Raw genomic sequence first — 11,604 nt, forward strand, 5'->3', positions numbered from 1 at the left:
CCGAAAATATTGCATTTTCCTGTTGCGTCTTTGCCCGCCGTTTGCTACTTCACAGCAACCAGTTTCAAGTGTGCGGCCGTGGCGGAATTGGTAGACGCGCAGCGTTGAGGTCGCTGTGGGATAATATCCCGTGGAAGTTCGAGTCTTCTCGGCCGCACCAATATCCTTTCCCAAACATTTCCAAATCTTCCTAAACCGCAGAAAACCGCAGTTTTCTGCGATTGATGCTCTTCCATTTTTCCCTCATTTTCTATCTTATCAGAAAAAAGTGCGCAAAAAGTGCGCAAAGAAAATAGGTGAGAAGATGGCTTCTGTGAGAAAACATGGAAAGAAGTGGCAAGCGGACGTAAGACTCAAAGGTACTCGAAAAACCAGGCTGTTTAAAACCAGAATGGAAGCTCAACGCTGGGCTTTGGAACAGGAAGAGAGTGTCAAGCCGGGACTGCACGGCGTAAAATGGACCTTTAGGCATGCAATGGAGCGTTACGCCAAAGAGGAGAGTGTAAAGAAGAGAGGCGCGCGCTGGGAAATCATACATCTGGGGAAACTTTGCCGTCACCCGATAGCTGATAAATACTTGCAGGATCTCACACCTGAGGACTTCAAAAACTGGATGAGTGACCAATGCGATTTGGACTTGTTGCTGCAGTTACTTCCGCCTTCTGCATGTTGATGTTCCGCGCCGAGACAAACTTGTGTTCCGTAATAGCATTGACAGAAAATAAAATGTATAGTAATACTACACAAAATAACAAAACTCAGCGGAGCGTTGTCTATTGGCCACTCAATGGGAAAGGCAGTGCTTTGCTAAATCTATAGAACAAATGATCGTTTTCAGGATGCAAACGGTGCAAAATGCTAGAGGGAGTCAGGAGATAATCATGAAAGTCAGAAAAATTACCCGAGAGGAAATCCAGGCCTACCAGACGGATGGCGCAGCTTATTTACCGAACCTGCTGGATCAGGATGGGGTCAAAAAGCTTCTGGAAGCAGCCGACGACAGGGAGCGCAAGGTTGGTGACTACAGAACTGAACTTGCTCCGGATAACCGTTTCTTCGAGGAACGGTTTATCTATGACAAAGTACCGGTGATGAAGGAATATGTAGAGGAGTCCGGCCTTGCTGAACTGGCGGGTCTGGCTATGGGCTCCGAGAAGGCCCGTATACTGTTCGATCACCTGTTTGTCTGCGAGCCGAATACACCGGTCGACTATTACTGGCACCAGGACATTTCTTACTGGCCGATCGACGGGGATCAAATTTGTTCGATCTGGCTCACGCTCACGGACTGCAATGTGGACAGTAGCAGCCTACAGATTGTCAAGGGCAGCGACAAGGAGGGGATTTATCCTATTCGTCAGTTCGGGGAAGGGGACCTGGGGGACGAGGCCCGGCAGAACTATAACCCCGGCGCCATCCCCGAATATCATAAGCAGACTGACAAATATGACATCCTGGCGCCTGACATGAAGGCCGGGGATGCCCTGCTGTTCAATGCCAGGGTCATGCACAGTTCTGCGGGTAATCGGACTCCGAACATGCGCCGCGCGGCCTATTCTATACGCTATATTGGCGATGATGTGGTCTGGTATCCGCGTCCGGCGTTCCATCGCGAGGCGCTTACCCCGGAAGGTGACCTCAAGCCGGGAGATCCCTTTGTCGGCAAGAAATTTCCCGTGCTTTGGGAACGTCCGCATGCGGATCAGACCGAATAGGGGGCGGAAACGGACAATGAAATTTTTCTCATTTAAAAGCGCGCCCAATGTCAGAAAAGTAATGATTTATCTCCGTGAAAGAGGAGTTGAGACTCCGTTCGAGACCATTGAAGTGGACATCATGAACGGTGAGCAGAACACACCTGAGTTCCGGGCCATCAATCCTCTTGGCAAGGTGCCCGCGCTACAGCTTGATGATGGCACGTTCGTCACCGAAAGCCTGCCGATCGTTGAATATTTTGAGGAAACCCTTCCTGGCGGGCGGCTAATGCTTGGTGATACGCCGGAGGAGCGGGCGAAAATCCGCTCCATCGAACGCTACATCGAGATGGAGATCACCGGCACCATGGGCATTATGGCCCACAACATGATGCCGATTTATACGGTGCGCTTCGGAGAAAGTCCGGAAGTCGTGGAGTATGCCAGGCGGCGTCAAGCAATGGCGTTGGACTTTCTTGACAACTTTATCGGGGACAGATCCTTTGTGTATGGCGACGGTCCTACCTTGGCGGATATCAGCCTTTTTGTCACACTGGAATCCGCCTTTCTCGTCAATGCGGAAATCGAACCGAAATATGAAAACATCATTCGCTGTTACGAGAATTTCTCAAAACGGTCAAGTGTGGCGCTCTAGCCGCGGTATTTATCAGGGAGTAAGTTATGATACTTTACAATGGAACCGACAAACGCCTGCGCAGATATTCCATTTTCATGGTGGTTCTGGCGGTCTTTTTCCTGGCGCCTCTGGTCGCGGAACACACCTGGGAGGCAGGCATGGTGTGGCAGGATGGGCGCACTAATGAATCCATCCCGATGATGCTCAAGGCCATGTATCTGTCGCTTTCTATCTGTGTCCTCATGGGCGCCAAGGATCCGGTCAGGAATGCGATAATCATCGATTACAGCATGATTTCCAGCCTGATCCATGGGCTGGTGATGCTCTACTATGCCATTATTCTGGAATGGGAGAAGGCGCACTTGTATGGTGATGTGCTGATGCTTCTGGTGCTCGCGGTGGTGCTGTTCTTCTATCATCCCCGCAAGATCACCCGAAGCACATGACCGATCCCCGTCCGGTTGTTGTCATCGGCAGCGGTTTTGCCGGCAGTATCGTCGCCGCGAAGCTGACGAAGGCCGGCAGGAAAGTGCTGATACTTGAGCGTGGGCCCTGGCGCAATACAACAGCCGTGCGCGGTGCAGGAATTGCAGATCCCGCGCCATTGCCCCACGGCGCGCGCTTCTTCACCCATATTCTGCGGCGTATCAATCGGGAAGGGCTGCCAGGCGGTGGCCTGACCCTGAACCGGCGCGGTATGTACGAAATCTTTTCCGATAAACATATTGATGTCGCCTGCACATCGCAGGTGGGTGGCAGCAGTCATGTTTACGGTGCCTTGCATAAGCGGCCGCAGGATTCCGGTTTTTGGGACGGTCATCATGACAAAATCAGTGTAGCACAAATGGAAGGCTATTACCGATCGGTACTCGCTGAACTCGGCAGTGCGCCGGTGTCTGTTGACGCTGGCGGACCGAACCTTTTTGCCAAACGTTTTGCGAATAATCCTCATTTCATTACTGACCAGCGATCTCTCGATATAGATATGGGATTGAGGGATGGTCTGGGGACTATCGCAACAGAGGAATTGTCCGGAGAAGGATTGCTCGGGTCCGCCCGCGGGATCAAGCGAACGGCGGATGAAACCTGGCTTTTGCCTGCCATGCGAAACGGGCTTATTGTGAAGGACATGTGCGAAGTCGAGAGCATCTTCAGGCAGGGTGACGGGGGTGCAGTTTCCTATCGCCTTGACGTTCAAAATTACAAGGAGAAAAAACGGGAGACGATTGTTGCCTCCCGGGTGATTCTGGCGGCAGGAACTATCAATACCATGAAACTTCTGCTTGCCAGCCGGGATCGGTTCGGTGGTCTTGATGGCATGCCGCGGTTGGGGTTCGGGGTTGGCGGCAATGGCGACTATTCCGCTTATTGGAGGCATGAGGCGGGTAGGGAAGATCTGAGCGAGGGGCTGCCGACGCGCGGCATGATACTGCTCAGTAATGAAAGTCTGTGGCAATCCTCACGGCCTTGGCCGGTTATTGTAGAGGGCGCCATGCCCTATAGTCGGCTTCTTCCCTGGATACCATTTCTGAAACACTTTTCCAGGCGGGGAACGTTGCTTGCCGGTCTGGGGCCCGACGACATGTCAGGGCGCGTATTTCTGCACAAGGGAAAGATGAGAATTGACTTTGATCCGCGGGAAAGCTTGATTTATCAGGATATCAGGCAGGCCTTTGACCTGATTGAAGACCTGAGCGGACACCGACTGACCCACTTTCCAAAAGTTTCCACTGTTCATCCCATGGGGGGGGCTCCGCTTGGTTCTTCGCCGGAAAAAGGAGTCGTCGATGATGCTGGAGAAATCTATGGCCATCCCGGACTGCATATTGCTGACGCATCCGTAATGCCGGCTTCGCTTGGTGCTCCGCCGTCCCTCTCCATCGCCGCCTGGGCTAATAATGTTGCAGACAAGATTATATCCCTGTGCTAGTTTTCCACAAGCCTTTGGCACAATTAAGGGAATTTTATAAGCCCGGCCCGACTATAACTTATGCGGTTCAAAACGCTGGCCTTGCGGAGACGCTGTGAAAAAAAAGACTTCAAACCAGTTCGAGACTGACGACAAGCCGACTTTACGTATGCGTGATCTGATCCGGGAAAGCGGCCTGCCCCGTGAAACCATCCATTATTACTTCAATGAAGGTCTCCTGCCGTCTGCCTATAAGGTCAAGAAAAACTCCGCCTTTTATGGTCCCGAGCACCTGGAACGGCTGCAACAAATCAGAATCCTGAGGGAAGAGCGCTTTCTTCCTATTAAGGCGATCAAGGCTATCTATGCGCAGAAGCCGGCATCGAAATTCAGTGATGAGCAGCTCGATTATTTCCGTCACCTTCGACTCCGCTTTCCGGATTCTGTCAATCCCGGCGCCGAGAAATATATTCCTCTCTCAAGTCTGGCGTCGCAGAAAATCTCCGACCAGGAACTGGCTGATTTTGTAAAGCAGGGACTCGTAGATGTTGTCGAGCAGGATGGGGAGCAGATGGTGACCAAAGAGGATGCGGTTGTTCTTGAGACCTGGGTGCAGTTCAATAAGCTCGGCTTTACTCGGGAAAAAGGATATAGCCCGAGCCTTCTCAATCTCTGGGACAAGGCGATTGAGGAAATGGTATCTGACGAATTCTCCTTCATTGCGCCGGTTATTCTGGACCGAGAAGGGGAGGATGTGGTTGACTTTGGCGCCCGGGTGATCGATTCCATTGAGAGGTTGATCCAGGCACTGCATGTCAAGAAAGCCCGAAAACTCTTTGCCACGCTGGAGTTTGATGACATCGAAGTGGAAACGGATCCGGAAAAAGACTAGGTATTTCCGGCATTTATTTTCGATCCAGCATGTTTAAAACAATCAAATGCAGGATTTCCGAGCATGAAGGGAAGGGGGAAGGAATTCCCTCTCCGGCAGCTTTTGCCTGGATTGAGATCTGATGTTGTAAAGTCATTGACAAAAGTAAAATGAATAGTAATACTACACATAATTACTGTCAGATGATTCAGGGCGATGCGATATAGGGAATCGTGTTATTTACGGGCTGGTTAGCAATCCGGATGTTCTTTTTGCCTGTAACTAGAACGAACGATCGATAAATAAATGCGTAGCTTCCTAAAAACTGTTCCCTGGTAGATCTGCAACAGAGTACCGACAGGCGCCGCAGCGATGTGGTCGAAATACCGGACAGGCGTAGCGGCGTGTTTCGTTGTCCAAGAAATGCTCTCCGCATGAAGGGTATCCCAAGGGAGGAAATCATGCTGTGATCCCCTGCCAGGAAGAGCAGGGACACTCAATATAGGGAAAAATAAAGGAGACAGTTATGAAACTAATTACTAAGGGACGCCGGTATTTGAAGTTTGGTACTGCCATTGCGGCGGTATTGATCGGGCAGACGGCTAATGCCGCCACCGGGGAAAAAACGAACGAGGAAATCTTCACTCTCGAGGAAATTACCGTAACGGCGCGGAAAAGGACTGAAAGTCTGCAGGATACGCCGCTTTCCGTCAGCGCCTTTACCACAAGTGGTCTTGAAAAGCGCGGTATGACAAACCTTGCCGACCTTTCTGCCTACACCCCAAACGTCAATATCAATAATGGACTTGTCACAGGCGGCAGCACCAACGCAGCCGTGTTTATCCGCGGTGTGGGTCAGAGGGATTTTATTTTCCCGACCGATCCCGGTGTGGGTATTTATGTGGACGGCGTTTATATTGCCCGAAGTTTCGGCGGCATGCTTGATCTTGCCGATGTGGAGCGGATCGAGGTATTGCGCGGACCGCAAGGGTCGCTGTATGGGAAAAACACTATTGGCGGCGCTATTAACGTGACCACCACCCGGCCGCGTGGCGATCTGGAAGGCCGACTGAAAGCGACCACCGGCAGCCGCAACCGCATCGATGTGGAGGGAAATATCAACTTTCCCATTGCCGAGGATAAGCTATACGGCAAGATTGCCGCGACCACCAAAAACCAGGATGGCTATGACGTGCGCCAGACCGATGGCCTGGATATGGGAAATACCAACCTGGACGCCATTCGCGGTGGCCTGAACTGGCTGGCGAGTGACAATGTGGAAGTCTATCTTTCTGTTGATGCCACTAAGGTCCGTCAGAATGGTGCGCCGGGAACGCTTCTCGGAACTTTTGATGATCCGACCGGGCTTTACGCGCTGTTCAATGCTTTTGCGGTGCCAATGTGGAATGCTCAACTCGGCCTGCCAGCGGGTACGTTGTTCGATGATCGCTGGGTGACTGAAGATCCGTCGTCCGCTTCCAACGGCACGGGGCCGAGTGTGGACAATGTGGATACCTGGGGGGCAACGGCGACCGTGGACTGGGAGATTTCCGATACTCTTTCCTTCAGGTCCATCACCGGCTATCGTGAAATGGACGCCATTATCAAGGTGGATATGGATTATACACCCTATCCCGTCGTTCATACCGATGAAGAACAGCATCAGAAGCAATTCAGTCAGGAATTCCAGTTGAGCGGCACTGCGGTGGACGGTCGTTTGCAATGGCTTCTGGGCGGTTATTATTTCAAGGAGCAGGCAGATGACGTCAACCGGACCTATTTGGCGTCGGGGATTTATGATGCTCTGGAAGCCTTGCCGGCAGCCCTGATCCCTTTGATTCCGGGGCAGGTTTGTCCGGCTGCTTTTCCAGCTCCTTGTGCGGGCGGGGCAGGCAATCCCTACAACACCACCTTTGATCTGGACGTCAATCCGACCACTTCGCTGGATACCGACAATTGGGCCGCCTTTGTACATCTCACCTATGATGTGAGCAGCAAGCTCAGCCTGACCCTTGGCGGACGCTATTCCTACGAGAAAAAGGTCTACTTCATTGACTCATATTATCCCAATTCCGGCAAGATCGCCACTCCGCCGACGACGGACGAGCAAACCTGGTCCAAGTTTACACCGAAAGTAGGTCTCGATTACCATGTCAATGACGATGTGCTGGTTTATGCTTCTTTCTCCAAGGGGTTCAAGAGCGGCGGCTGGAATCCCCGGCCGCTTGATCCTCTGGAGTTCAAGCCCTACGGCCAGGAAAACCTGGCAGCCTGGGAAACGGGTGTCAAATCACGGCTGTTTGACAACCGCATGACTCTGAATGTGGCTGGTTTTTATAGCCAATACAAAGACTTGCAGCTTTCCATCAACTCCGTAAATCCGGCGACCGGCGGTTTGATATTGACGGTGGGAAATGCCGGTGATGTTGATATCTGGGGGGTCGAGGCGGAAATTGTGGCTCGTCCCACGCCGGAACTGAACCTGAATTTGGGTGTTGGTTATCTGGATAATAAATATACCTATCTGGCGGAGGCCGTCGGATATTCAAAGGACAACGAATTGCCCTTGTCATCCAAATGGATGATCAATGCCGGTGCGGAATATGAAATCGTTCTCGGGGACGGTTTGGGATCTGTCACTCTGCGCGGGGACCTTAATTACCGCAGCAGTTTCTTCCATAACCCGCAGAACACACCGGAGATTGCACAGGACGGGTATATACTTGTCAATGCCCGGCTGACCTGGCAGGACGCTGATGATCTCTGGCAGATTGCTGTATTTGGCACCAACATTACTGATGAGAAATATATCTCCACTGCTGAACATGTGCCGTCCTTCGGCTTCCGCAATGCGGTTTATGGCCGTCCGGCCGAATGGGGGGTCTCCGTTTCCCGGCGTTTCTAGGCCGAACTATCAAAAAGGGAGACGCCGTTGGGACGGCGTCTCTTTGTGCCTTTATCCATAACTTGCAAAGGACCGTGACGTGAAAACCTATCAAACCTGTACCCACTGGGGCACATATAAGATTGGTGTTGAGGAGGGCCGTATCAGCCATGTGAAACCGGTCTCCTTTGACCCGAATCCTTCCGGTATAGGGCGCTCGCTGGTGGAATCCTGCTCACACAAGATCCGGATCGAACAACCCATGGTCCGTGAAGGATGGCTGCGGGATGGCGCAGGACGACACCGAGAAGGGCGCGGCAGTGATCCTTTTGTGCCCGTTTCCTGGGATAAGGCCCTGGACCTGGTGGCCGCAGAACTGACCCGGGTCAGGGAAAATTACGGTAACGCCTCGATCTTTGCCGGAGCCTACGGCTGGGCCAGCGCAGGGCGATTCCATCATGCCCAGAGCCAGATGCGGCGCTTCCTCAACATGTTCGGCGGGCATACCAATACGGTCAATACCTATTCCTTTGCCGCGGCGGAAGTGGTCGTCCCCCATATTGTAGGGTCCTTTTATGAGGTGCTGTTTGCCGGAACTACGGTGGATAATGTGGCCGAGTATGGCGAACTGGTGGTGGCCTTCGGGGGCTGGCCGCTGAAAAACTCCCAGGTTAACGCTGGCGGGGTCAGCCGTCATGAAGTAAGGGGTGCCCAGCAAAAATGCCGGGACGCCGGTGTGGAATTTGTTTACGTCGGCCCGAACCGGGACGATATGGCGGATTTTCTCGAGGCGGAATGGCTGCAGTTGCGGCCCACAACCGATACAGCGGTCATGATCGGTCTGGCCCACACCCTCTATGAAGAAGGGCTTTATGAAAGCAGTTTCGTTTATTCCCATTGCGTCGGTTTTGACAGGTTCAGGGATTATCTTCTTGGGATAGAAGATGGTGAACCGAAAACGGCAGAATGGGCGGCAAGAATCTCCGGAGTACCGGCGGAGCAGATCAGAAGCCTCGCCCGGCGTATGGCGTCAGGCCGTACGCTGATCACCGCAAGCTGGTCCATGCAGCGCGCTGAACATGGCGAGCAGCCATACTGGATGCTGATCGTGCTGGCCGCCATGCTCGGCCAGATCGGCCTGCCCGGCGCGGGTTTCGGCTTCGGACACGCCGCCGCGGAAGGTATCGGCACACGCTGGGATCATCCGATCCGGCCTGCCGCCCTGCCGGTGCCTGAAAATCCGGTGAGGGAATTATATCCGGTGTCCCGCATCGCCGACTTGTTGTTTAATCCCGGCGGGAAATGTGATTATGACGGAAAGGAACTGACATTTCCGGATACCAGGCTTGTCTATTGGTGCGGCGGCAATCCGTTCCATCATCACCAGGACCTGAACCGGCTGCTGGAAGCTTGGCGCATGCCGGAAACCATCATCGTGCATGAACCCTGGTGGACCTCAACCGCCCGTCATTCGGATATTATCCTGCCGTGCACCTCCACGCTGGAGCGCAATGACTTTACGCTTGGTCATTGTGACTGGTCCCTGCAGGCCATGCAGAAGGTGATTGATCCTGTTGCCCAGTCGCGGAACGAATATGATATCTTTGCCGATCTTGCGGACCGGCTCGGCTTTAGGGATCGGTTCACCGAAGGGCGGGATGAAGACGCCTGGCTCAGGTGGTTTTATGACCGAACGGTGGAAAGCGCCGCGGCTCAGGGAGCGAACATGCCCTCGTTCGAAGACTTCTGGGCGCAGGGCTCCTGTGACCTGCCGTCTTTTGAAAATCCGTCAGTGCTGTTTGCCGCTTTCCGAGCGGATCCGGAAAAGCACCCCCTGGCGACCCCGTCCGGCAAGATTGAGATCTATTCGGAAACCATTGCCTCCTTCAGCTATGACGATTGCCCGCCCCACCCAAAATGGATGGAATCCCGCGAATGGCTTGGCTCACCGAAGGCACAGGATTATCCCTTTCATTTGCTGACTAACCAGCCGAAGGATAAGCTGCACAGTCAGTTGGATTTTGCCATCAACAGCAGGGAAATTAAGGTCAGAGGGCGGGCGCCCATCTGGATCAATCCCGCTAATGCCGCGGTAAAGGGTATTCGGAGCGGTGATATTGTAAGGGTTTTCAATGATCGGGGGAGCTGCCTTGCCGGTGCAGTGCTCACGGAAGATGTGCAGGAGAAGGTCGTCATTATGCCGACAGGGTCCTGGTATGATCCGGAACACCCCGGTGAAGTTGGATCTCTGGATGTCCATGGCAATCCCAATGTCTTGACTCAGGATGTTGGAACTTCCAAATTGTCGCAAGGGCCAGTGGCTCAGAGCTGTCTGGTAGATTTGGAACTGTTCGATGGTCCGGCGCCGGAGGTAAAAGTTCATCAGCCTCCCATGATTTCCCGGTAATAAGCCGTAGAATCAGTGGCGGAAGGCTGAACAATAGATCCCCAATGAATTTATCTATATATGTCTGTAGACTGGGAGAGAAACTGTACCTTTTGCAAATCGGCTTCTCTCCTTTTTTTATAAGTTTATGACCCTGAAAGCTCTTGCCTTATCAACTTTTTCCACTGGAACTCAACTTGGTTTAAGTGAACAGGAATTTTGGGGGGCGAATTAAGTACCTTCCCATTGGCTGGCCAGCATTGCAATAGTTTGAATTATAATTTGCATTTCTGATCGGGTCCGTAATTACGCTGCCAGACTTATAAAATCTGAGTATATGTTGAATCCAAATCCTGCCCCCGCAACCGAACATATGAAAAATATCTTTTTATCTCAGGGGGTTACATTTGGAGGATTTTAGTCGAAATATAATACCCAATAAAATCAATGTGTTACGTTTGTAGGTTCAAATCACACGCAACCAATGATATAAAAAAGGTTACTATATGATGGCCAAGCAAGGTTTTGAGAAATACAGGGGCAATTCAATCTTGTACTCACGATGGTGCTGGACAAATAGTGACGGAATGCCTTGTCTTTCATGTATCGTTCGGGATAACGTTGGACATCTGTATGCGGTATTTCATTTAAGGCAGCTCCCTGGGATCACACTCTGTTTTTTCATAGCTGACTGTCAAACCGCGGCCTCATGCAATCCTGCTGTATAGAGGGGATATCTATTGATGGAAATTGTTACTCGATTTTGGCGTCAGGAGACGGACGATCTCTTTGCCGGATACAGGGTGCTGGTGGACCCGGTGTGGCCGGATCCCGAAACATGGGAAAGCATGCTTCTTGATGACTGGTGGAAAGAGGTGGCGCCAAGTGACAATTTGTGGAAAGAATGCCAAAACAATCGCCTGTCGACTAACCAGCTGAAAGAAATTTATCGTAATGAATTGAATGCAAGACGGAGCGACATTGTCCGTTACTTGAAAGATGTACCTGCCGAACCGCTGGTGTTATTCTCTGGGGAAAGCAACAAACATTTTAACACAATGGGAGCGCTTTATGAGTATTTGCTCAGGCTTATCTGGGAGGAAGAATATGGTAAAATCTTTAGTTCCCCTCCCTGTTATTTGGCGGATCACACGGAATAACGCGGCTAGGATAATGTCTTCACTGCAATATACCCTTCTGAGAAAATGCAAATTAGAATGCTT

General features: G+C 51.9%; 9 protein-coding genes and 1 tRNA gene. All 10 read left to right on the forward strand.

The window, feature by feature from the left end:
• Positions 1 to 72: 72 nt before the first annotated feature.
• The 10 genes from ACORNT_RS10205 (at position 73) to ACORNT_RS10250 (ending at position 11,541) form a co-directional block, all read left to right on the forward strand.
• Positions 73 to 160: transfer RNA gene (locus ACORNT_RS10205), tRNA-Leu, on the forward strand.
• On the forward strand, positions 131 to 673 hold the full coding sequence (locus tag ACORNT_RS10210; RefSeq protein WP_321390032.1) for a hypothetical protein: 543 nt from the start codon (positions 131 to 133) through the stop codon (positions 671 to 673). The genes ACORNT_RS10205 and ACORNT_RS10210 overlap by 30 nt, the downstream gene beginning before the upstream one ends.
• A 208-nt stretch (positions 674 to 881) precedes the next feature.
• Entirely contained in the window at positions 882 to 1,715 is an 834-nt protein-coding gene (locus ACORNT_RS10215; protein WP_321390035.1) for a phytanoyl-CoA dioxygenase family protein, read from the forward strand.
• A 16-nt stretch (positions 1,716 to 1,731) separates the two neighbouring features.
• Positions 1,732 to 2,349, forward strand: coding sequence for a glutathione S-transferase family protein (locus tag ACORNT_RS10220; protein WP_321390039.1), 618 nt, complete (start codon positions 1,732 to 1,734; stop codon positions 2,347 to 2,349).
• Positions 2,350 to 2,375: 26 nt separating this feature from the next.
• Positions 2,376 to 2,777, forward strand: a complete 402-nt coding sequence (locus tag ACORNT_RS10225) for a DUF6632 domain-containing protein (protein WP_321390042.1) — start codon at positions 2,376 to 2,378, stop codon at positions 2,775 to 2,777.
• Positions 2,774 to 4,261 carry an FAD-dependent oxidoreductase gene (locus tag ACORNT_RS10230; RefSeq protein WP_321390045.1) on the forward strand — a complete coding sequence of 496 codons (1,488 nt, stop codon included), beginning with the start codon at positions 2,774 to 2,776 and terminating at the stop codon, positions 4,259 to 4,261. The genes ACORNT_RS10225 and ACORNT_RS10230 overlap by 4 nt, the downstream gene beginning before the upstream one ends.
• Before the next feature lie 94 nt (positions 4,262 to 4,355).
• Positions 4,356 to 5,132 carry a MerR family transcriptional regulator gene (locus ACORNT_RS10235; protein WP_321390048.1) on the forward strand — a complete coding sequence of 259 codons (777 nt, stop codon included), beginning with the start codon at positions 4,356 to 4,358 and terminating at the stop codon, positions 5,130 to 5,132.
• A gap of 505 nt (positions 5,133 to 5,637) precedes the next feature.
• On the forward strand, positions 5,638 to 8,016 hold the full coding sequence (locus ACORNT_RS10240) for a TonB-dependent receptor (RefSeq protein WP_321390052.1): 2,379 nt from the start codon (positions 5,638 to 5,640) through the stop codon (positions 8,014 to 8,016).
• A gap of 79 nt (positions 8,017 to 8,095) precedes the next feature.
• The gene (locus ACORNT_RS10245) at positions 8,096 to 10,402 is read left to right on the forward strand and encodes a molybdopterin-dependent oxidoreductase (protein WP_321390055.1); all 2,307 of its coding nucleotides are present in this window, start codon (positions 8,096 to 8,098) and stop codon (positions 10,400 to 10,402) included.
• Between the two features lie 722 nt (positions 10,403 to 11,124).
• Positions 11,125 to 11,541, forward strand: coding sequence for a DUF488 family protein (locus tag ACORNT_RS10250; protein ID WP_321390059.1), 417 nt, complete (start codon positions 11,125 to 11,127; stop codon positions 11,539 to 11,541).
• Positions 11,542 to 11,604: the final 63 nt, after the last annotated feature.

Source organism: Emcibacter sp. (assembly GCF_963675455.1).
Taxonomy (GTDB): Bacteria; Pseudomonadota; Alphaproteobacteria; order Sphingomonadales; family Emcibacteraceae; genus Emcibacter.

Excerpts from the sequence above, each read along its gene's own strand:
- ACORNT_RS10215 (WP_321390035.1), top strand. The coding sequence starts at position 882 with ATGAAAGTCAGAAAAATTACCCGAGAGGAAATCCAGGCCTACCAGACG.
- ACORNT_RS10220 (WP_321390039.1), top strand. The coding sequence starts at position 1,732 with ATGAAATTTTTCTCATTTAAAAGCGCGCCCAATGTCAGAAAAGTAATG.
- ACORNT_RS10225 (WP_321390042.1), top strand. The coding sequence starts at position 2,376 with ATGATACTTTACAATGGAACCGACAAACGCCTGCGCAGATATTCCATT.
- ACORNT_RS10230 (WP_321390045.1), top strand. The coding sequence starts at position 2,774 with ATGACCGATCCCCGTCCGGTTGTTGTCATCGGCAGCGGTTTTGCCGGC.
- ACORNT_RS10240 (WP_321390052.1), top strand. The coding sequence starts at position 5,638 with ATGAAACTAATTACTAAGGGACGCCGGTATTTGAAGTTTGGTACTGCC.
- ACORNT_RS10250 (WP_321390059.1), top strand. The coding sequence starts at position 11,125 with ATGGAAATTGTTACTCGATTTTGGCGTCAGGAGACGGACGATCTCTTT.